Annotated in this window: 22 protein-coding genes; 10 read left to right on the top strand and 12 right to left on the bottom strand. The window is 72.5% G+C overall.

What is annotated here, in order from left to right; all coding sequences use genetic code 11:
- The first annotated feature begins 112 nt into the window (after positions 1–112).
- Positions 113–373 carry a hypothetical protein gene (locus tag F4562_RS04115; protein WP_184545368.1) on the top strand — a complete coding sequence of 87 codons (261 nt, stop codon included), beginning with the start codon at positions 113–115 and terminating at the stop codon, positions 371–373.
- Positions 374–556: 183 nt separating this feature from the next.
- On the top strand, positions 557–1,783 hold the full coding sequence (locus F4562_RS04110) for a PP2C family protein-serine/threonine phosphatase (protein ID WP_221207582.1): 1,227 nt from the start codon (positions 557–559) through the stop codon (positions 1,781–1,783).
- Positions 1,784–1,864: 81 nt separating this feature from the next.
- Here the strand turns inward: F4562_RS04110 and F4562_RS04105 are convergent, their stop codons facing one another.
- The 9 genes from F4562_RS04105 to F4562_RS04065 all read right to left on the bottom strand — a co-directional run bounded on the left by F4562_RS04105 (position 1,865) and on the right by F4562_RS04065 (position 10,043).
- Positions 1,865–2,683: an isocitrate lyase/PEP mutase family protein gene (locus F4562_RS04105; RefSeq protein ID WP_184545366.1), complete on the bottom strand. Its 819-nt coding sequence runs from the start codon at positions 2,681–2,683 to the stop codon at positions 1,865–1,867.
- A 165-nt stretch (positions 2,684–2,848) separates the two neighbouring features.
- Positions 2,849–3,193 carry an RNA polymerase-binding protein RbpA gene (locus tag F4562_RS04100; RefSeq protein WP_030904469.1) on the bottom strand — a complete coding sequence of 115 codons (345 nt, stop codon included), beginning with the start codon at positions 3,191–3,193 and terminating at the stop codon, positions 2,849–2,851.
- A 150-nt stretch (positions 3,194–3,343) separates the two neighbouring features.
- On the bottom strand, positions 3,344–4,699 hold the full coding sequence (locus tag F4562_RS04095) for an MFS transporter (protein WP_184545364.1): 1,356 nt from the start codon (positions 4,697–4,699) through the stop codon (positions 3,344–3,346).
- Between the two features lie 61 nt (positions 4,700–4,760).
- Positions 4,761–5,558: a glycerophosphodiester phosphodiesterase family protein gene (locus tag F4562_RS04090; RefSeq protein ID WP_184545362.1), complete on the bottom strand. Its 798-nt coding sequence runs from the start codon at positions 5,556–5,558 to the stop codon at positions 4,761–4,763.
- Between the two features lie 237 nt (positions 5,559–5,795).
- A complete protein-coding gene (locus tag F4562_RS04085; RefSeq protein ID WP_184545360.1) occupies positions 5,796–6,356 on the bottom strand; it encodes a TrmH family RNA methyltransferase in 561 nt (186 codons plus the stop codon).
- 117 nt (positions 6,357–6,473) lie between these two features.
- Positions 6,474–7,088 (bottom strand): class I SAM-dependent methyltransferase, encoded by a 615-nt coding sequence (locus F4562_RS04080; RefSeq protein ID WP_184545358.1) that lies wholly within the window; start codon positions 7,086–7,088, stop codon positions 6,474–6,476.
- Positions 7,089–7,120: 32 nt separating this feature from the next.
- A complete protein-coding gene (locus F4562_RS04075) occupies positions 7,121–8,068 on the bottom strand; it encodes a VWA domain-containing protein (RefSeq protein ID WP_184545356.1) in 948 nt (315 codons plus the stop codon).
- Positions 8,065–9,042, bottom strand: coding sequence for a DUF58 domain-containing protein (locus F4562_RS04070; protein WP_184545354.1), 978 nt, complete (start codon positions 9,040–9,042; stop codon positions 8,065–8,067). Before F4562_RS04070 ends, F4562_RS04075 begins: the two co-directional genes overlap by 4 nt.
- Positions 9,039–10,043, bottom strand: a complete 1,005-nt coding sequence (locus F4562_RS04065) for an AAA family ATPase (protein ID WP_184545353.1) — start codon at positions 10,041–10,043, stop codon at positions 9,039–9,041. The genes F4562_RS04070 and F4562_RS04065 overlap by 4 nt, the downstream gene beginning before the upstream one ends.
- A gap of 197 nt (positions 10,044–10,240) precedes the next feature.
- Between F4562_RS04065 and F4562_RS04060 the strand changes: the two genes are divergently transcribed.
- From F4562_RS04060 to F4562_RS04035, 6 genes are all read left to right on the top strand, one after another.
- A complete protein-coding gene (locus F4562_RS04060; RefSeq protein WP_184545351.1) occupies positions 10,241–11,005 on the top strand; it encodes a hypothetical protein in 765 nt (254 codons plus the stop codon).
- A gap of 82 nt (positions 11,006–11,087) precedes the next feature.
- Entirely contained in the window at positions 11,088–12,095 is a 1,008-nt protein-coding gene (locus tag F4562_RS04055; RefSeq protein WP_184545349.1) for a DNA topoisomerase IB, read from the top strand.
- Positions 12,096–12,189: 94 nt separating this feature from the next.
- Complete coding sequence (locus F4562_RS04050; protein WP_184545347.1) at positions 12,190–12,591, top strand: ChaB family protein; 402 nt, start codon at positions 12,190–12,192, stop codon at positions 12,589–12,591.
- Positions 12,592–12,894: 303 nt separating this feature from the next.
- Positions 12,895–14,553, top strand: coding sequence for a catalase (locus F4562_RS04045; protein WP_184545345.1), 1,659 nt, complete (start codon positions 12,895–12,897; stop codon positions 14,551–14,553).
- A gap of 125 nt (positions 14,554–14,678) precedes the next feature.
- On the top strand, positions 14,679–15,224 hold the full coding sequence (locus F4562_RS04040; RefSeq protein ID WP_184545343.1) for a cysteine hydrolase family protein: 546 nt from the start codon (positions 14,679–14,681) through the stop codon (positions 15,222–15,224).
- A 163-nt stretch (positions 15,225–15,387) separates the two neighbouring features.
- Complete coding sequence (locus F4562_RS04035; RefSeq protein ID WP_221207580.1) at positions 15,388–15,660, top strand: WhiB family transcriptional regulator; 273 nt, start codon at positions 15,388–15,390, stop codon at positions 15,658–15,660.
- On the opposite strand, the gene F4562_RS04030 is transcribed toward F4562_RS04035, so the two are convergent.
- Together F4562_RS04030 and F4562_RS04025 are read right to left on the bottom strand one after the other, a co-directional pair.
- Positions 15,653–16,576: a DUF72 domain-containing protein gene (locus tag F4562_RS04030; RefSeq protein ID WP_184545341.1), complete on the bottom strand. Its 924-nt coding sequence runs from the start codon at positions 16,574–16,576 to the stop codon at positions 15,653–15,655. The two genes, F4562_RS04035 and F4562_RS04030, sit on opposite strands and share 8 nt — an antisense overlap.
- A gap of 106 nt (positions 16,577–16,682) precedes the next feature.
- Positions 16,683–17,732 (bottom strand): NAD-dependent epimerase/dehydratase family protein, encoded by a 1,050-nt coding sequence (locus F4562_RS04025; RefSeq protein ID WP_184545339.1) that lies wholly within the window; start codon positions 17,730–17,732, stop codon positions 16,683–16,685.
- Positions 17,733–17,990: 258 nt separating this feature from the next.
- Between F4562_RS04025 and ybiA the strand changes: the two genes are divergently transcribed.
- A complete protein-coding gene (ybiA, locus tag F4562_RS04020; protein ID WP_311734181.1) occupies positions 17,991–18,650 on the top strand; it encodes a riboflavin biosynthesis intermediates N-glycosidase in 660 nt (219 codons plus the stop codon).
- Positions 18,651–18,811: 161 nt separating this feature from the next.
- Here the strand turns inward: ybiA and F4562_RS04015 are convergent, their stop codons facing one another.
- Entirely contained in the window at positions 18,812–19,672 is an 861-nt protein-coding gene (locus tag F4562_RS04015) for a DUF3152 domain-containing protein (protein ID WP_246473348.1), read from the bottom strand.
- 374 nt (positions 19,673–20,046) lie between these two features.
- Here F4562_RS04015 and F4562_RS04010 point away from each other — a divergent pair, with 374 nt between their 5' ends.
- A complete protein-coding gene (locus tag F4562_RS04010) occupies positions 20,047–21,087 on the top strand; it encodes a class I SAM-dependent methyltransferase (RefSeq protein WP_184545337.1) in 1,041 nt (346 codons plus the stop codon).
- Positions 21,088–21,176 lie beyond the last annotated feature (89 nt).

Genomic DNA, 21,176 nt, shown 5'->3' with positions numbered 1-21,176 from the left:
ACGGTTTTGTCACTCCTAATGCCCATAATGGCTGATTAAGAATGCCGTAAATGGCGACATGCAGCCTGTTCTGATCATTTAAAGTGAACACGCGAAGAGAGGAGGCGGGCCGATGACCATGCTCGCCGGTCAGGGACGAAACACGGCGTTGCCTCCCATATGGCCCGACGACCGCTACGAGGTCGTCTGCGAGCGGGACGACCCGCACGGCACCACCCGCGACCGCTACCACTTCCCGCAGTACGCCGTGCACTCGGCCCGCAGCCTGGAGACGGCCGGCCTGGCCCGCAGGGTGCGCGTGTTCCGGCTGGCCGACGACGTGGTGATCTACGACCGTGTCAACGGCATCGACCTGTCGCCCGACGAGTGGTGACCCCGGCACGCCGCCGGAGGCGGCCGGAAACCCGGTCGCGTCCGGCGGCGTGCCGGACCGCCCCGCCCGGGTAGGGATCCACGGAGATGTCAGGTTCCCCGTAGGCGCCTGCCAGGTGGCGGGCCGCGGCTCCCGTCGGAGAGTGGAGCGTACGGGGCGTCGCAGGCGGGTGGGAACGGGACGATGGACTCCTTCGAAGGACGCGCTCGCATGCTCTCGGGGCTGCTGGACGCCAGTCACCTGACCAGCCTCCAGCAGCTGCCGGCCATGGTCCGTGAGCACGCCGCCCACGCCGGCCTGGACGACGTGCTGATCTACCTGTCCGACATCCAGGAGAAGATGCTCCGCCTGCTGACCGGCCGGGGCCCCGACGCCGGGCGGGAGGCGGACCCGGAACCGGCCGAGCTGCGCATCGACGGCACCCTGGCCGGCCGCGCCTTCCAGGAGTTGCGGGTGCTGCACCGCGGCTCGGGCGAGGGCGGGAACCAGTGCTGGGTGCCGCTGCTGGACGGTACCGAGCGGCTGGGGGTGCTGCGCGTCACCGTCCAGCCCGATGACGAGGACGCGCAGGAGAACATGCGGCACCTGGCCTCGATCACGGCGCTGCTGGTGGCGAGCAAGCGCGTCCACAGCGACTCCTACGCCCGCCTGGTGCGGACCCGATCCATGAACGTCGCCGCGGAGATGCAGTGGAACCTGCTGCCGCCGCTCACCTTCGCCAACGACGACGTGGTGATCAGCGCCGCGCTGGAACCCGCGTACACGGTCGGCGGTGACGCCTTCGACTACGCGCTGGCCGGTGACGTCGTCCAGCTGGCCGTCTTCGACGCGATGGGTCACGACGTGTCCGCCGGGCTGACCGCGAACCTCGCGGTCGCCGCCTCGCGGAACCTCAGGCGTGAGGGGCTCGACCTCGCCGCGGTCAGCGAGGGAGCCGAGAAGGTGCTCGTCAAGGAGTTCGGCCGGGGCACCCGGTTCGTCACGGCGGTCCTGGCCGAGCTGAACGTCCACACCGGTGTGTTCCGCTGGGTCAACCGCGGCCACCATCCGCCGGTGGTGATCAGGGGCGGGCGCTGGGTCGCCGCCCTGCGGTGCCCGCCCGCCCATCCCCTGGGCCTCGACCTCGGCCTGCCGGTGACCGTCTGCCAGGAGCAGCTCGAACCCGGAGACCGGGTGCTGCTGTACACCGACGGCGTCACCGAGGCCCGCAACCGGGAGGGCCGGGAGTTCGGACTGGAGCGTTTCGTCGACTTCGTCATCCGGCGGCACGCCGACGGCCTGCCCGTGCCCGAAACCCTGCGCCGCCTGGTCCACAGCGTGCTGGACTACCACGACGGCCGGTTGCAGGACGACGCGACCGTCCTGTTCGTGGAGTGGCGCGGGTCCGCCCAGCGGAAACTGTCCCTGTGAACAGCAGCCGGCGGACCTCCGCGGAGGGACGCTTCCGGAGTGACAGCCCTTCGTTATACGTTCTCCGGGAGCGGGGCCGCCTCAGGAAGCGGCGACCGGCTCGAAGGGGTCACGGCCGTCCCGGATCGCCGAGAGCAGCAGCCCCGTGTGCGCCAGCGCGGCCCGGTGCAGACCGGGGCCGAAACTGACGCGGGCCACCCCGAGCTCCGCCAGCTCCTCCAGCGAGGGCATACCGGGGCGGAACAGGACGTTGACGGGGCCGCCGATCCCCTCGGCCAGCGCGCTGATCGTCTCCGGTTCGGTCGCCATGATCGGGTAGACGCAGTCGGCCCCCGCCTCCAGGTAACGGCGCCCGCGCCGCACCGACTCGGTGAGCCGTTCCCCGGAGTCTCCCGAGCCGTTCATGTAGGTGTCGACGCGAGCGTTGATCACCAGGTCGAGGCCCGCGTCGTCGGCGGCGGCGCGGACCGCTCCCAGAAACGCGGCCTGCTCGGCCACGTCGATCATCTCACCCGTCCGCGGGTCGGAGTCCTCCAGGTTGCAGCCGGCCGCGCCCGCCTCGGCGAGCCGCGCGACCAGTTCGGCGGGCTCCAGCCCGTAGCCGCGCTCGACGTCGGCGGTGACGGGGAGCGCGACCGCGCGGGAGATCCTGGCGATCGCGGCCAGCATCTCCCCGGCCGGCGTCCACTCGCCGTCGTCGTAGCCGAGCGCCGCGGCCACCGCGTCGCTGCCGGTGGCGACCACCGGGAAACCGGCCGCCTCGACCGCGCGGGCCGAGGCCGCGTCCCACACGTTGGGCAGCACGAGAGGACGGCCCGGCACGTGCAACGCCCGCAGCGCCGCCGCTCCCCGCCCGTCCGCCGTGTCCGCAGTCTTCCCGGTGGTGGTACGCGTCGTCATGGCAGCGACCCTAGGAGGGACGCGGACCGGCGGGGAAGAGCCAGTTCCGGGCGGAATCCATGAACCACTTCGGCCGGGCCGTATCGCCCCGCCCCGCGAACACGGAGACCTCCGGCATCCCGAGGATGCCGGAGGTCTCCGTCGCGTCGAGTTTCTCCGACCCGGTCAGGCGCTCTTGCGCCGTTGGGCGCGGAGAATCGCCAGGCGCTCGTTGAGCACCTCCTCCAGGTCCTCGATGGTGCGGCGCTCCAGCAGCATGTCCCAGTGTGTCCGCGGGGGCTTGGCCTTCTTGGCCTCCGGCACCTCTCCGTCGACCCGCAGGGCGGTCGCACCGCACATCCGGCACTCCCAGGTCGCCGGGATCTCGGCTTCGGCGGCAAGCGGAACGTCGAATCGATGGCCCTTCGGGCAGGTGTAGGACACCTCCTGGCGCGGGGCCAGATCGGTGTTGCGGTCGTTCTCGTAGCTGGTCGCCCCGAGCCGGGTACCGCGTAGCGCACGCTCGCCCATGTCTGAATGCCTCCTGAGGGCCCCGTCGTGAGGGGTTCGTCTCCCACGGCGTACAACGCTTGATACCGTGTGTGGATTCCCACAGACGGCGTGATCCAACCGCGTCTTCTCGACCGGGTCCGCGGGGCGGCGTTCCGCGGGAGGCGTCCGTCAGAGGCGCTCCGGCACCCGGTTCCCGGCGGCCCTGATGGCCTTGGGCAGGTCGATCAGCGCGAGCAGCGCCAGGCCCAGCACGAAGAAGATCACCAGGGAGACGATGCCCAGCCGGTAGCTGTCGGTCAGCTGGAGCGCGAGGCCGAGGGTGAACGAGCCGAGGAACGTCGAACCCTTGTCGCTGATCTCGTAGAGGCTGTAGTACTCCGCCTCCTTACCGGCCGGGATCACGTGGGAGAACAGCGACCGCGACAGGGCCTGGGTGCCGCCCATGACGATCGCGATGGCGAACCCCAGCGCGAAGAACGCCGGCGCCGAGCCCCTGGGCAGGAAGTACGCCACGGCCACCACCGCGATCCAGGCGACCAGCGCGATCATCACGATCCGCTTCGCCCCGTAGGCGGCGGCGGCCCTGCCGAGCAGCACGGCGCCGAAGAAGGCGACGAACTGCACCATCAGGATCGCCCCGATCTGGACGGTCTGGTCCAGTCCCAGCTCCTTGTCGGCGTAGGTGGCCGAGAAGGAGATGACGGTCTGCACGCCGTCGTTGTAGATGAGGTACGCGATCAGGAAGGCAAGCGTCAGCGGGTACCGCCGCAGCTCCCTGACCGTGCGGCCGAGCTGGCGGAAGGTGCCCGTCACGGCCTGGACGGCGTTCTCCGCCCCGGAGGGGAGCGCCCGGCGGTTGCGCAGCCGCAGCAGCGGGATGACCGTGAACCCGCCCCACCACAGGCCGGCCGACGCCAGGGCGAGGCGCACCGCCTCCGCCTCGGTGATGCCGAACGACTCGTGGCGCAGGAAGAGCGCCAGGTGAACGGCGAGCAGCAGACCGCCGCCGAGGTAGCCGAAGCCCCACCCCATGGAGGAGACCCGGTCGCGCTCGTCCGCCGTGGAGATCTCGGGCAGGAACGAGTTGTAGATCACGAACGCGGCGGCGAAGGCCGTGTTGGCCACCACGAACAGGGCGCCGCCCAGCAGGTAACGCCCGTCGGCGACGAACCAGAAGCACAGGGTCGCCCCGGCGCCGAGGTAGGCGAACAGGCCCAGCAGCTCCTTCTTGCGGCCGGTGTGGTCGGCCAGGGCCCCCGCCACGGGCATCAGGACGATCTGCAGGACGGCCGCGAAGCCCACCACGAACGAGTAGTAGGCGCTGGGCCGCACGTCGAACCCGAGCACGTCCACGTACGGGCGGCCCCGGGCGGCGCTCTCCGCGATCGTCGTCAGGTACGGGCCCAGGAAGACCGTCAGGACCGTGGTGGGGAAGGCGGAGTTGGCCCAGTCGTAGAAGTACCAGCCGCGCTGCTCGCGGCGGCGGGCCCGGACGGTTTCCTCGGCGACCTGTCGGGAGGTCATGGGCGGTCCTCGGTTCGCTGGGGGTGGTGGGGGACGGTGCTCGCACGCGGCGGGCGCGCGTTCACGCGGCGAGGCTGCCGGGGTGCCACTGGCCGCGGGACTCCAGCACGGCGCGGAGGCCGGAGATGTTGTCGGTCATCACACCGTCCACACCGAGGTCGAGCAGGCGCTCCATGACCCGGGTGTCGTTGACGGTCCATACGTGGATCTGCATGCCGAGGGCGTGCGCGGTGCGGATCAGGGCGGGGGTGGTGATCCGCAGGCCGCGGAAGCCCACCGGCACCTGCGCGCACGGCACACCGGCGCCGGCCAGGCGGGCGAGCAGCCGGCCGTACCCGGAGGTGCTGGCGGCGGCGCGCAGGGTCGCCACGCCGCGCGGCCCGAGCGAGGAGCACACGTCGCGGCCCAGCGCGGCACGGGCGCGGGCCAGCCGCTCCTCGGAGAAGGAGGTGAGGCAGATCCGGTCGTAGGCGGCCGTCCGCCTGATCACCTCGGCGAGCGGCGCGATGGCCGACGCCTCCTTGACGTCGATGTTGAAGCGCGCCTGCGGCCAGGAGCCCAGCAGGTCCTCCATCAGCGGGATCTCGTCCACCCCGCCGATGCGGGCCTGGCGCACCAGGCGGTACGGCAGCTCGGAGACGCGGCCCCGCCGGTCGGTCACCCGGTCGAGGGTGTGGTCGTGGAAGGCCAGCAGGACGCCGTCGGACGTGGCGTGCGCGTCGGTCTCCAGGTAGGTGTAGCCGAGCTCCACGGCCCGCGTGAAGGCGGGAACGGTGTTCTCCCTGCCCTCGGCGGCTCCGCCCCGGTGTGCGAAGGCCAGCGGGGCGGGATGGTCGAGAAAGGCGTAACGACGCTGCACGTGCAGGAGTATGCCTCCTCGGAGGCGGACTCGTCATCGCGGCGGGGTGAACGTTTGGATCACGGGCGCCGACGGACGGTCTTCCCCGGGCTCCGCCCCCTCCCGCGCCGCCGGGTGGTCTCCCGCGATCCGCCCCCTCCCGCGCCGCCAGCCGCGGAACCCGCCCGCCGCGGGAGGGGGCGGGGACCCGCCGCCCTCCCGGAGAACGACGGCCCGCGCCGCCGGAGGGCCGGGGGCTCACCCGTCGGCGGGAAGCTCCTTGCCCGCCCACTCCCGGCGCCGGACCTCGGCCACCGCGATCGCCGCCGCGGTCGCGACGTTGAACGACCCCACCCGGCCGACCTGCGGGATGTAGCAGACGCCGTCGGCGGCCTCCAGCAGCGCGGGGGAGCAGCCGTGGTCCTCGCTGCCCACCACCAGGCACACGTCGCCGCCCAGCTCGGCCTCGTGCAGGGGGAGCGCGTCACCGGTCAGCTCCACGGCGACCACCGTGAACCCCTCCCGCTTGGCGGCGCGTACGGCCTCCGGCGCGGGGACCGGCTCCTCCCAGGCCACCAGGCGGTCGGTGCCCAGCGCGGTCTTCTGCGCCTTGGGATTGGTCGGGGGAGTGGCGTTGCCCGCCAGCCAGATCCGGTCCACCCCGAAGGCGGCGGCCGTGCGGAAGATGGAACCGATGTTGAACGGGCCGGTCACCGACTCCACGATCAGGGCGAGCCGTCCCTCGGTGTTCCTCCGCCAGGTGCGGTTGAGCCGCTTCACGTCGGTCGGACGCAGCTGCCTGCGCGGGTTTGCCGTCATCGGTCGTTCACCGTTCCTCGCCGTTCCTCGTCCGTCGCGCGGGGCCGTTCCCCGGCCGTCGCGCGCTCCGCCGCGCGGGTGCCCCGCGCGGCGCCTGCCCCTGTCCGCGCCGCCGCGTCACCCGTCGCCGGGGGCGTCCGCCCGCGCACCCACCCGGAGGATCCGGTAGGACGACCGGGAGGCCGCGCGCTCGGCGGGCCAGCCCCGCTCGTTCAGCCAGCGCTGCAGGGAGTCGGAGCCCAGGTGCTTCTGCACGACCAGATGGGCCACGCCGTCCGGGGTGAGCCGGGACAGCCAGCGGGTCAGCATCTCGTGCAGCGCCGCCTTGCCGATGCGGATGGCGGGGTTGGACCAGATCGCCGAGAAGCGCACCTCGGGCGGAACCTCGTCGACATGCAGTGCCCTGACCCCGCCGAGGCTGGCGGCCCTGGCGTTCCTGGCGCACAGCTCCACCGAGCGGCGGTTGACGTCCACCGCCCAGACGTTCGCCTCCGGGGCACGGGAGGCCATGGTCAGCGCGATCGGCCCGTAGCCGCACCCCAGATCCAGCAGGTCACCGCGGGACGGCGGCGCGGGCACGCTCTCCAGCAGGATCCGGGTGCCCTGGTCGACGCGCTCGGGCGAGAAGACCCCGCTGTCGGTCTCCAGCCTCAGATGCAGGTCGGGCAGGACGAGCGTGACCGAGCCGGGACGGCCGGCGACCTCCGGACGCTCCTCGAAGTAATGTGCCACACCGTAGAACGTTACCAACGGTCATGACCGGCTCAGGGCAGCCGCGTCCCCAGCAGCAGCGCCGCCCCCGCCGTCACCAGCCCGACCAGGACCGCCGCCACCACGAACCACTGAGTGACCTCCTGCTCGACCGTCCGGTAGCCCAGCGAGCTGCCGATCTGCTCGTACACCTCACGCAGCTGGCTGCCCGACTCCGCCTCGTAGGCCCGGCCGCCGGTGCCCTCCGACAGGGTCTGCAGGGTCTCCTTGTTCACCGGGACGTTCACCTCGCGGCCCTCGATCGAGACGGTGCCCTCCTGGGTGCCGTACGCGATCGTGGAGACCGGGACCCGCCCGGCCGTCGCCGCCTCGATCGCCTCGGACACCGAGCGGCCCGAGGTGTTGTCACCGTCGGACAGCAGCACGATCGCCGCGGGGGGCGGGTCGGTGACCGCCTGCTGGTCGAAGGAGCGCACCGAGTCGAGGGAGCTGAAGACCGCCTCGCCGATGGCGGTGCCCGCCCGGGTGTTCAGGTTGCCCAGCGAGGTCGCCACCGCCTGGTGGTCGGTGGTGGGGGAGACCACGACCGAGGCGGAGCGGGCGAAGGCGACCAGCCCGACGTTGAACCGCTCCGGCAGGTCCGCGACGAACTTCTGGGCCGCCTCCTTGGCCGCGGCGAGCCGGTTGGGCGGGACGTCGTCGGCCTCCATCGACAGTGAGACGTCCAGCGCGATGATGATCGTCGCCCGGTCGCGGGGGACGCGCACAGAGTCGGCCGGACGGGCCGCGCCGACGATCAGCAGGCTCATCATCAGCAGGAACAGGGCGGGTGCGACGTGCCGGCGCCAGTCGGGCCCCGGCGGGGCCACCAGCGTCAGCAGCGGCAGGTTGGTGAAGCGCAGCGCGTGACGGCGCCGGGCGAACTGCGCGGCCACGTAGCCCGCCACGAGCAGGACCAGTGCGGTGAACAGCCACAGCCAGGCCGGAGAGAGGAAGGTCAACGTGTCGCTCCTGCCCTTGAAGGCCGATGCACCAGGTGCGCCGTCCGCCGCTGCCGCAGCACGAACTGGGCGATGTCGAAGACCCAGTCGCGGTCGGTGCGCAGCACCAGGTGGGCCACCCCGCAGCGGCGCAGCGCCAGCCGGGTCGCCGCCCGTTGCGCGGCGGCGGCCTCCGCGTACGCGCCGCGGAGCTTCGGGGTGAGCCGGACCTCCCGGCCCCGCCCCGTCTCCGGGTCGGTCAGGCTGACCAGTCCCACCGGCGGCAGCTCCAGCTCGCGTGGGTCGATCACCTCGACGGCCAGCACCTGGTGGCGGGCGGCCAGGCGGCGGATCGGCCGCTCCCAGGGTGGCTCCACGTCCGCGTCGAGGGTCGGCGCGGGGTCGAGGAAGTCGGAGACGATCACGCGCAGGCCGTGCCTGCGCCGCGCCGAGGCCAGCAGCTCGATCCCCTCCGCCAGGCCGGGGGCGTCGGCGACCGCGCGGCTCCGGGGGGCCGCCATCAGCGAGTGCAGCAGGCCGTGCAGGGCCGGGCGGCCTCCCCTGGCGGGCATCCGGTGGACGTACTCGTCATGCAGGACGTAGGCGCCGAAGCGGTTGCCGATCCGGGCCGCGAGGAAGCCGACCGCGCCGATCGCGGCCACCACCAGGTCGCGTTTCTCCAGCCGGGCGGTGCCGAAGTCCATGCTGGGCGACAGGTCGGCCAGCGCCCAGGTCTCCAGCTCCCGGTCGGCGATCAGGTCACGCACGTGCGGCACGGTGGTGCGGGCCGTCACCGCCCAGTCCATCCGCCGGATGTCGTCCTCACCGGGCACGTAGACCCGGCTGTCGCCGAACTCCGTCCCGGGGCCGGGCAGGAACCCCTGGTAGGCGCCGTGCAGCAACCCGTCGAGGCGGCGCACGATGGTCAGCTCCAGGCGGCGCAGCGCCTGTTCGGCGGTGCCCAGGGGGATGCCCGGGGGGATGCCCGGCGTCATCGGGGGCCCTGGTTCCAGACGACCAGCGGAGGCGGGACGGCGGCGAGGATCTGCCGGACGATGTCCTCCGGGTCGACGCCGTCGGCCAGGGCGTCGAAGGTGAGCATCAACCGGTGGGACATCACGTCCACCGCCACGTCGCGCACGTCGTCGGGCAGCAGGTAGTCGCGGCCCCGGAGCAGGGCCAGACCTCGCCCCGCGGCGACCAGGCCGAGGGTGGCGCGGGGGCTGACCCCGATCTCGATGTTCTCCTCCAGCTCGGTCAGGCCGTACTCGGCGGGGGAGCGGGTGGCCATCACCAGCCTGACCACGTAGTCGGCGACGAGCTGGTGCACCGAGACCTGGTCGGCCATGGCCTGCAACGCCGCCAGCCGGGCGGGGTCGAGCACCGCCCTCGGGGTCGGCGGGGCCACGCTCATCCGGTGCAGGATCTCCAGCTCCTCGTGGGCACTGGGGTGGCCGACGCGGACCTTGAACAGGAACCGGTCGCGCTGCACCTCCGGGAGCTGGTAGACGCCCTCGGACTCGATCGGGTTCTGGGTGGCGAGCACGATGAAGGGCCTGGGCAGCGGGTGGGTCTGCCCGGCGAGGGTCACCTGGCGTTCGGCCATGACCTCCAGCAGCGCCGACTGCACCTTGGCCGGAGCCCGGTTGATCTCGTCGGCGAGCAGGAAGTTGACGAACACCGGGCCCAGCTCGACGTCGAACGCCTCCCGGGAGGGGTGGTAGACCCGGGTGCCCACGATGTCGCTGGGGACCAGGTCGGGGGTGAACTGGATGCGGGCGAACTCGCCGCCGACCACGGTGGCCAGGGTGGAGGCGGCGAGGGTCTTGGCGACGCCCGGCACCCCCTCCAGCAGGCAGTGCCCCCGGGCGAGGAGCGCCACGAGGAGCCGCTCCACCATGTGCTCCTGCCCCACGATGACCCGCCGGACCTCGTTCAGCGCGTCGCGCAGCAGTCCGGTGTCGATTTCGCTCGGCAGTTCTTCCGCGACGGTCATGTTGATATTCCACCAAATGAAATGCCGGGTCGCACGGCGGGTCGGCTCCGTATTCCCTGACAGTACCCCCAGCACCCCCGGGACCCCCGGGCCCCGGCCACCCGGTCCCGGCCTGCCCGCCGTACGGCGCCCGGGTCCGCGGCCTCCCGGAGCCCGGCCCGGCGGGTGACGCCGCCCGACCACCGGGGTGTGCTTTCATGACAGACGTGGCCACTCCGCTCCAGTTCGGTGATCCGCCCCAGCTCGGGCCTTTCCTGCTGCAGGCCCGCCTGCGCGTGGGGCCCGCGGGGCTGGTGTACCTCGGGCGGGCCCCCGACGGCCGGGCGGTCTCGGTCGCGGTGCTGACCAAGGGAGCCGCCCTCGACCCGGCGGCCCGCGACCGGTTCGTCACCGGGGTGCGCGAGGCCACGGCCGGCCGCTCCGGTGTGCGCGGCTGGGTGGCGAGGGCCACCCGCGGACGCACCGCGGTGGTCGACGCGACCCCGCAGGTGCTGGCCATGGACGGCGGCAGCGCCCCGTGGGTGGTCACCCCGTACGAGCCGGGCCGGGCCGGCGCCGAGCGGTTCCTCGAACCCGTGCTGGTCAGCGGCACGCTGATCGGTGAGCGGCACGGTCCCGACTTCGCGCCGCACTGGGTGGGCGACCGGTCGCCCGCGCTGCCCGCGCCGCCCGCGCCCGCACCACCGCCGACCGAGACCCGGCGGGCGGTGGCCGCCGCCGGCGCGGTGCTGACCGTGCTGACCGTGCTGCTGGTGCTGATGGTCTGGTTCCTGCTGCGCGGGGACGACGAGACCGAGCCGCTGCCGAGGCCGCTGCTGCCGACGGTGTTCGTGCCGACCCCGCCTCCGGTGCCGGGTACGCCGGAGCCCGGCCGGCCGACCCCGGCGCCGTCCCCCAGCCGGAGCGGGACCGGCACCCCGGGGCCCGATCAGGGCGACGAGAACGAGGGAGAACCGATCTGACGCCGCCCGGCTCCGACGGCGGTCCGGCGCGCGACCGCGGCGTCCGCATCATGTGAGCCGCTCACCTGGGTAGGGGCGGCCTGTGAGCGAACTACGGCAGAGCAACCCGGCCGAGCCCGGCATCGTACGACGGCGCAGGGGGAGGGGGTTCAGCTACCACCGTCCCGGCGGCGCGCAGGTCCGCGACAGCCGCACCCTCGCCCGGATCAGGGCACTGGCCATACCGCCCGCGTGGACCGACGTGTGGATCTGCCGGTCACCGGACGGGCACATCCAGGCCGTCGGCACCGACACGGCGGGGCGGCGGCAGTACCGCTACCACGACGTGTGGCGGCGCGAGCAGGACCGCGCCAAGTTCGACCGGGTGCTGGAGATGGCCGAGCGGTTGCCGAAGTTCCGCGAGCGGGTGGCCGAGCACCTGGAGCAGCGGGGGCTGACCCGGGAGCGGGTCCTGGCCGCGGCGGCGCGGATGCTCGACATCGGGTTCTTCCGGGTGGGCGGCGAGTCGTACGAGTCCTTCGGCCTCGCCACGCTCCGGATGGAGCACGTCACCTGCTCGGGCGGCCGGGTCAGCTGCGCCTACCCGGCCAAGGGCGGCAAGTTCCGGGAGCTGGAGATCGTCGACGCGGACGTGTGCAAGGTGGTGACCGCGCTGCGCCGGTCGGCCGACGAGGGCGAACTGCTGCGCTACCGGGACGGCGACCGGTGGACGGACGTGCGCAGCGACGACATCAACGCCTACCTGCGCGAGACCCTGGAGATGGAGGCGTCGGCCAAGGACTTCCGGACCTGGCACGCCACGGTGCTGGCCGCCGTCGGGCTGGCGGTCTCCCTCCGGGCGCGGTCGAGGAGCGGCAGGAAACGGGCGGTCAACCGGGTGATCAAGGAGGTGGCCGGCTACCTGGGCAACACCCCGGCCGTGGCGCGCGCCTCCTACGTGGACCCGCGGGTCGTGGAGGCGTTCGAGCGGGGCCGGACCGTCGCGGGAGCGCTCGGCGCGCTGGGAGCCGACGCCGGGTACGGGCAGCTGGCCACGCACGGCGGTGTGGAGCGGGCGGTCATCTCGCTGCTGCGCCGCGCCCGCGGATGACCACCGCCCGCCGGGCCGGTGCCCGGCATGATCGGTGATCGGGCGGGCATGGCCCCGGGAGAGGTTCCGACACGTGAGGAGAGGTGATCACGACATGCCGGCACGCGAAGAGCTGCCGTCCACCCTGCGGCGCTCGCCGAAGAAGGCCCAGGAGACCTGGATCAAGGCCCACGACTCCGCGGTGGAGACCTACGGGGAGGGTGAGCGCGCGCACCGCACCGCGTTCGCCGCGTTGAAGCACTCCTTCGAGAAGGTCGGCGACCACTGGGAGCCCAAGGGCCGCAAGGGCCCGTCCGACGCCCGCGCGGCCCAGGGCGGGCCGGGGCGGCGGGGCGGGGCCGAAACCGCCGAGGGGGTGGACGCCAACGCCTCCAAGCAGCACCTGTACGACGTGGCCAGGCGCCTGGACGTCCCCGGGCGTTCCACGATGACCAAGCAGCAGCTGGTCGACGCGATCAAGAAGGCCAACCGCAGGGCGACGGCGAAGGCCCGCTGACCGCCCGCCCCGGGCCGGCCCGCCGGACGCCCGGCGCGGCGGCTTCCGGAGCCGCCCGCCCGCCGGGTGTACGCGGACCCGGCGCTCCCGGCGCTCCGGTGTTCCCGGGGTGCCCCCGCCCGGGGCAGGCCCGTCCGTCCGGCGAGGCGGAGCGGAGAACAGCGCGCGCTCAGATTCCACCCCTTTTTATGGAGATTCTTCGCTGAATTCGCTATAAGGCGGTCTTTGTCGGAAAAGGAGGCTCGTGTGCCGGGAAGAAACCCGGCACACCGGAAGCGACCGCCGCAGGGAAGGAACGTCATCATGACGGACGTGTCGAGCATGGGGCCCCGGCCGGGCGATGACCGCCCGGTGCTGACCAACCGGCAGGGGCACCCGGTCTACGACAACCAGAACCAGCGCACGGTGGGCGCCCGGGGCCCGGCCACGCTGGAGAACTACCAGTTCCTCGAGAAGATCAGCCACTTCGACCGCGAGCGCATCCCCGAGCGGGTGGTCCACGCCCGCGGCGTCACCGCCTACGGCTTCTTCGAGGCGTACGGCAAGCTCGGCGACGAGCCGATCAGCCGCTACACCCGGGCCAAGCTCTTCCAGGAGGCCGGCAAGCGCACCGACGTCGCCCTCCGCTTCTCCACCGTCATCGGCGGCAGGGACTCCTCCGAGGCCGCGCGCGACCCCCGAGGGTTCGCGGTGAAGTTCTACACCGAGGACGGCAACTGGGACCTGGTCGGCAACAACCTGGCCGTCTTCTTCATCCGGGACGCCATCAAGTTCCCCGACGTCATCCACGCCCTCAAGCCGGACCCGGTGACCTTCCGGCAGGAGCCCAACCGGATCTTCGACTTCATGTCGCAGACGCCGGAGGCCATGCACATGCTGGTGAACCTCTTCAGCCCGCGCGGCATCCCCGCCGACTACCGGCACATGCAGGGCTTCGGGGTCAACACCTACAAGTGGGTGAACGACCGGGGGGAGACGCACCTGGTCAAGTACCACTGGATGCCCAAGCAGGGCGTGCGGAGCATGACCGCCGAGGACGCGGCGGCCGTGCAGGCGCACGAGCTCGGGCACGCCACCAAGGACCTGCACGAGGCGATCGAGCGCGGCGACCACCCCGAGTGGGAGCTGCTGGTGCAGATCATGAGTGACGACGAGCACCCGGAGCTGGACTTCGACCCGCTCGACGACACCAAGGTGTGGCCGGAGAACGAGTTCCCGGCCCTGCCGGTCGGCCGGATGGTGCTGGACCGCAACGTCGCCAACAACTTCGCCGAGAACGAGCAGATCTCCTTCGGCACCGGCGTCCTGGTCGACGGCCTCGACTTCTCCGACGACAAGATGCTCGTGGGCCGGACGTTCTCCTACAGCGACACCCAGCGCTACCGGGTGGGTCCCAACTACCTGCAGCTCCCGGTCAACCAGGCGAAGAACGCCCAGGTGCGCACCAACCAGCGCGACGGCCTGATGACCTACCACGTCGACTGGGCGGGGGAGAACCCGCACGTCAACTACGAGCCGTCCATCACCGGCGGGCTCCGCGAGGGGCAGTACCCGACCCACGACGAGCAGGGCCCGGTCGTCTCCGGGCGGCTGACCCGCAAGCGCATCCCCCGGACCAACGACTACAAGCAGGCCGGTCAGCGCTACCTGCTGATGGAGCAGTGGGAGCGGGACGACCTGGTGCACAACTTCGTCACCCTGCTGTCCGGGTGCGACCGTCCCATCCAGGAGCGCATGGTCTGGCACTTCCTGTTGGTCGAGGACGAGCTCGGCCTGCGCGTCGGCGAGGGTCTCGGGATCGGTCCCGAGGACGTGGCCCACCTGGAGCCGCTGGCCAGCCAGGACCTGACCGACGAGGACCGGGAACGGCTGTCGAAGCTGGGCAAGAACGGCCCGCGCGACGTGGCCGGGCTGAAGATGACCCACTGCGTTCCCAACGAGCGCGCGGAGGGCGGCCGGTAACGCCCCCCGATGACGTCTCCCCACGCCGGGGCGGCTCGCGGAGCCGCCCCGGCGTCGCGTGGGGAAGCCCCGGCGTCGCGTGGGGAAGCCCCGGCGTCGCGTGGGGAAGAGGGAAGGGAAAGAACATGGGGAAGACCGCGGTGATCGTCATCGACATGCTGAACCCGTACGACCACGAGGACGCCGACCTCCTGGAGCGCAACGTCGCGAAGATCGTGGATCCGCTGGGCGGTCTGATCGGGCGGGCACACGAACGCGAGGACGTCGAGCTGGTCTTCGTCAACGACAACCACGGCGACTTCTCGGCCACCCGGGACGACATCGAGGCGCTCGCGCGCAAGGGGAGACGCCCCGACCTGGTGAATCCCCTGCTGCCGCCGCCCGGTTGCGCCTTCCTGACGAAGGTGCGGCACAGCGCCTTCTTCGGCACCTCGCTGGAGTACCTGCTGCACCGCCGGGAGATCGAGACGGTGGTGCTGACCGGCCAGGTGACCGAGCAGTGCGTGCTGTACAGCGCGCTGGACGCCTACGTCCGCCACTTCGCGATCCGGATACCGCGCGACTGCGTCGCCCACATCCACGACGACCTGGGGGAGGCGGCGCTGCGGATGATGGAGCGGAACATGGGGGCGGAGATCACCACCGCGGAGCGGTGCCTGCCCGGTGGCTGACGGCCGGCGGACCCGTTCACGGCACAGGTTCCGCCTGGTCAGAAACCCAGGGTCAAGGCCGCCCGATTTTTCCGCCTAAAAGGTATGAATGACATTGCAGCGGGCACGCGACCCACAAGCCGATCCGCACGTGTCCAGCCGCCTCCATTCCCATTGGATCGCCATGTCTGCTCAGAACAACGTCATACCGATCATCCACTGGTCCCGCCGCTCCTCCTGTCTCACGGAGGACCCGGAGCTCTTCTTCCCCGTATCCTCCGAAGGGCCCGGCCGGGAGCAGTACGAGCGGGCCAAGGCGGTCTGCCGCCGGTGCCCGGTCGTCGGACGCTGCCTGGAGTACGCGCTGAGCACCCAGCAGGTGTACGGCGTCTGGGGAGGCACCACCCCCGACGAGCGCAGAGCGGCCCTGGCGCGGCAGCGCCGCCGGGTCAGGTGACCGCCCCGACGCCCTTGCCGACCTCGACGAGGTCGCCCGCCTCGTCGAGAAGGACGCGCAGCCGCGCCGCGTTCCGCTGGGAGTTGTCCGCGCAGCAGTTGTTGAACAGCACGTGGGTGACCTCGGCGTGCTCGGCGAGCCCGGCTGTCCTGGCCGCCCACTCCCGCAGTTCGTCCTCCCGGTAGAGGTAGCCGAAGCGCTCCTCGATCTTCTTGCTGGTCCACCGGTCGGAGTGCCCGTGCAGACGCACCACGGCGAGGTCGGAGGTCGCCACCGGCACCGGGGGGACCGACGACGGATGCCCCTGCGGCATGTCGACGCACACGTAGGCCAGGTCGTGCTCGGCGAGGAAGGCCAGCGTCGCCTCACGGTTCTGCTCGTTCATCCAGGTGTGGTTGCGGAACTCCACACTGACCCGCATCGGCCGGCAGCGCCGGGCGCACTCCACGATGCGGCGCCGGTTGCCCGCCCCGGACGGGAACCACGGCGGGAACTGCAGCAGGACCGCCCCCAGCTTCCCCGCCTCGTGCAGCGGCACGAGCGCGTCGACGAACCGGTCCCACACCTCGTCGAGGATCTCCCCGGGCACGTCCTTGGGATAGAGACTGCGCTTCGGCGGGGCGCCGAGCCGCTCCCGCAGGTCCTTGTAGAGGGCTTCGGGCCGGGTCGGATGCCCGGTCAGCAGTGAGAACGCCTTGACGTCGAAGGTGAAACCGGGCGGGGTGCGGTCGCGCCACGCCTCCGCCGTGCGCCGCGCGGGCGGATGGTAGTAGGTGGCGTCCACCTCGACCAGCGGGAACCGCGACGCGTAGAAGGCCAGTCGCGCCGCCGGGGTGGACGCCTGAGGTGGGTACCAGCCCGACTCCAGCAGCGACCGGTCCGTCCACGAGGCCGTGCCCACGAGGATTCTGCCCATGCTCGTGCCCTCCCTGGCGAGTTCGACGGGGTTCGACTGATTCCGGTGATCCGCGCGACGGAGGCGCCGGCCGCGGCCGACGCCTCCGCGGGTGTCTCCGCCTCCGCTACGGCCGCTTCCCGACGCCGGTGACCAGTTCACCGAGGCGGCCGGGCCCGCCGGTACGGGGTGCGAGCGGCGGGGTGTCCATGCCGTCCACGTTGCGCAGACCCTCGAACAGCTCCCGCATCGCCTCGACCGCCGTGTGGCGCGGCTCCCAGCCCAGCTCGGCGCGGGCACGGCCGGTGTCCATCACCGGCATCCTGAGCACCAGATCGACCAGGTAGGGCGAGGCCGGGACCAGCCGCATGCGCCAGGCGGCGGCGACGGTGCTCCTGAGCGTCCACGCCGAGACGGGCAGCAGCCGGGCACCGAGCAGGTCGGCCAGCACGGCAGGCGTGATCACGGGATCCGCGGCGATGTTGAAGGCCCCCGACACCGGCCGGGTGACCGCCAGGCGGTACGCCTCGGCCGCGTCCGCGCTGTGCACCGCCTGGAACGTCAACCCCGGCGTGTCGGGGACGAAGGGGATGAGGCCCGGCCGCATGAGCCGCTGCGGGAGGAACGGCCCGCCGAACAACCGCCGCTGCTCGCTCGCCGCCTCCCGCTTGAAGATGAAGCCCGGCCGCATCCGCACCACCCTGACGCCGGGGTGGTCGCGCTCGAACACGTCGAGCAGCCGCTCGACGTAGGCCTTCTCCCGGCCGTAGGAGGCACCCGGCCACCCGTGGGTGGGCCAGTCCTCGGCGACCGCGGGATCCTTGGGCCCGGAGGAGTAGGCGCCCACCGACGAGGCGTGCACGAGCGCGCCGGCCCCCGCCCGGGCCGCGGCCTCGAAGACCCGGCTGCTGCCGATGACGTTGGTCCGCCAGGTCGTGATCGAGTCGCGGGTGGGCTGGAACAGCCACGCCAGGTGGACGACCGCGTCGGCCCCGGCGAAATACGGCTCCAGGTCGCCGGTGACGACGTCCGCGGTGCGCCAGGTGGTCTTGGGTGGGTGCCAGTCCGGCAGCCTGCGGGCCAGCCCCAGGATGGATGTGACGTTCTGATCGGCCGCGAGGGCGGACACCACACTGGTGCCCACATTGCCGGTCGCGCCGACGACTACTACGCGCATGCCTATCGCCTGCCCCGGCGAGGACCGGTGAACCACCCGGCGCCGTGGTTTTGCCGGACGGTGAAGCACGGCGGCCGGATGGTTTTGCCGGACGGTGAAGCACGGCGGCCGGATGGTTTTGCCGGACGGTGAAGCACGGCGGCCGGATGGTTCTGCCGGACGGTGAAGCACGGCGGCCGGATGGTTCTGCCGGACGGTGAAGCACGGCGGCCGGAAACCCGGTGGCCGGGCGGCGGCGGGTCGTGCCACCGTAGGACCGTGTCCGATCTCAGCGATATGCCCGCTCTCAGTGCGGTGTCCGGAACCGGTGGCGCCGGCGCCCGGGGCGGTGGCTCCGGTGCCGCCCGGCTGCCCCGCTCCGTCGAGGAGGCCGTGGCCGCCGAGCGGGGGGACCGGCCGCCGCGCTACGTGTTCTTCTGGGGGAACCGGCCGCCGCGCGGCGGCGGTGCCGGGACGGGGTGCCTCAGCCAGTGGTGGGAGGCCGGCTTCGCCGCCGACGGCCACGTCTTCGCCACGGCCGAGCACTACATGATGGCGCACAAGGCGTGGCTGTTCGGCGACGGCGAGACCGCGGGCAGGATCCTCGCCGCCGGTCATCCCGGCGAGGCCAAGAAGCTGGGCCGGGAGGTCCGGGGCTTCGACGAGGCCGTGTGGCGGGAACACCGCTACGACATCGTGGTGCGCGGGAACGTCGCCAAGTTCGGTGCCCACCCGGACCTACGGGAGTTCCTGCTCGGCACCCGCGACCGCGTCCTCGTCGAGGCCAGCCCCTACGACCGGATCTGGGGCATCGGCCTGGCCGCCGGCGACGAGCGGGTGGCCTCCGCCGCCACCTGGCGGGGCCTCAACCTGCTCGGCTTCGCCCTCATGGACGCCCGCGACGTTCTCGCCGCCCGAGCCGGCGGTGAGAAGGGGTAGTCCTCCCCGGTCCCGGAGGCCGGCTCCGGCCCGCCCCGGGACGGTTCGCGCTCTGATCCACTTCCCGGTGGTTCGGTCTCTCCGCCCGTCCGGCGGCGAGGACGATCCGGGAAGCGTCGCGGGCAAGACCTTTCACGCACAGGCCCTCGACGCACACCGCCCTACCGGGAGGCGTTCCTGCGGGCGGTGTCGTCGCGGGCGGGGGCGCCCGCGCGGGGGAAGGGCCAGGGGTTGGGGCGGCAGCCGTACAGGGACTTGGTCTGCTGCAGCATCACCGGCGCCCGTCTGCCCGGACCGGGGCAGGAGACGTGCCCATGGCCGAGCCCGTGGCCGACCTCGTGGTTGATGACGTACTCCCGGTAGGAGGCCACGTCCCGGCCGTACCCCTCCGTACCCGAGTTCCAGCGCATCGCGTTGATGACCGCGCGCCCGCCGTTCCAGCACGACAGCACGCCGACCGTCTGCATGGGCAGGCAGCGCCGGTCGGTCATCGCGGGGCTCGACAGCGAGACCCGGATCTTCACCGGGCCGCGGGAGACCCGCTTGAAGCGGAACCCCCACCCGCGGGGGTCGTTGAGGATGCGGTGCACCTCGTCGGCGAACTCCGCCACGTCGAACGGCAGCCCGCGCTCGACCTCGACGATGTACCGGATCACCTTGCCCTTCTTCCGGCTGCGCGGAGGCTGGGCCACGCCCGGCGCGACGGCGTAACGGCCCCGGGCGGCCGGGGGCACCTTCACCCTCAGCGGCTGCCGGCGTCCGTTGGCCATCAGGAGCGGCCGGTCGGGGGCGGCCGTGTCCGCGGGGTTCTCCGGCCCCGGGGTCGCCGTCGGAACCGGCGGTGGGGTGGGCGTCACCGCGACGTCGGGCAGCGCGGCCGGCGGGGATGCCGGCATACCCGGGGACGGGTCGAGAGCACCGCTCAGCAGGGTGGCGAGACCGACCGTGAAGGTGGCTGCGACACTGAAGGCAAGGAACCACAAAAGGGGCTTACGGTCATGTCCGTTGTTGGTGCTGAGCATAGGCCGTAAACCTTATTACCCCGTCGCCGTTTTTGATCAGACTGGGAATACCTGATCATACGCCAGCACGGTACTGGGGTATTGACAGCATTGCCGCGGATCGTGTCGCGATCCGCCGGGATCCGGGGAGATGGCCGTATCCGCCGCCTCGTGACCGGTGTCCGGGCCGTGCCCCCGCAACGTGGCCCGGCCCCGGCGCGGGTCCGCTCCGCTCCGGCCGCTCCGGCCGGATCACCCGGATCACCCGGACCGGACCGGACGGGCCGGCCGTTCCGTGCCGACCGGCCGTTCCGCTCCGACCGGCCGGAATGTTCGCTCACCCAGGTCACCCGGACCGCCGGCGGCCCGCGCGACCGGCTTCGGAAGGAGACCACATGACCACGGACGAGTTCGCGGACCGTGTGTTCCGCTCCGCGCTGGGCACCCTGGAGGTGCTCTCGATACACCTGGGCGACCGGCTGGGCTGGTACCGGGCGCTCGCCCGGCACGGACCCGCCGATGCCGCCGAGCTGACCGCCCGCGCCGGCGGCCACGAACGCTACGCCCGCGAGTGGCTGGAGCAGCAGGCCGTCTGCGGCATCCTCACGGTCGGCGAGGACGGCCGCTTCGCCCTGCCCGAGGCGGCGGCCGAGGTGCTGACCGACGAGTCCAGCCTCTCCTACCTCGCGCCGCTGGCCCGCATGCTCACCGGTGCCGCGACGCAGATGCCCGCCCTGGTGCAGGCGTACCGGACGGGCGGCGGCGTCGCCTGGCCCGCGTTCGGCCCGGACCTGCGCGAGTCGCAGGCCGAGATGAACCGGCCCTGGTACGAGCACGCCCTGCCCGGAGCCCTGGCCGGGGTCGCCGACCTCGACGCCGTGCTGGCGCGGCCCGGTGCCCGCGTCGTCGACGTCGGCTGCGGCGGGGGCTGGTCCACCGTGGCGCTGGCCAGGGCCTACCCGCAGGCGTCCGTCGAGGGGGTGGACATCGACCGGCCCTCGATCGAGCTGGCCGAGCGCAACGCCAAGGAGGCGGGAGTGCGGGTGGGCTTCCGCCACGGCGACGCCGACTCGCTCGAGGAGGACGCCTACGACGTCGTCTTCGCCTTCGAGTGCCTCCACGACATGCCCCGGCCGGTCGACACGCTGGCCGCGGCCCGGCGGGCGATCAGGCCGGGTGGGACGGTCGTCGTCATGGACGAGGCCGCCGCCGAGACCTTCGAGGCCCCGGGTGACGACACCGAGCGGCTGCTGTACGGCTTCAGCCTGCTGATCTGCCTCCCCGACGGCCTGGCCCACCGGCCCTCGGCCGGCACCGGCACCGTGATGCGTCCCGCGACCCTGCGCCGCTACGCCGTCGAGGCCGGGTTCCGCGACATCGAGGTCCTGCCGATCGAGGACTTCGGCTTCTGGCGCTTCTACCGGCTGCTGCCCTGACGCGCTCCCGGCGGCCCGGAGCACCCGGACGATTCCGGTGGCCGTCCGCGGCCGGGAGCGACGGCCGCCGGGGGGACGACGGCACGCCG

This window comes from Streptosporangium becharense (assembly GCF_014204985.1).
GTDB classification, from domain to species: domain Bacteria; phylum Actinomycetota; class Actinomycetes; order Streptosporangiales; family Streptosporangiaceae; genus Streptosporangium; species Streptosporangium becharense.
Note: the sequence above shows the minus strand (reverse complement) of the source record. Positions and strands in the feature narration are given on the sequence as shown.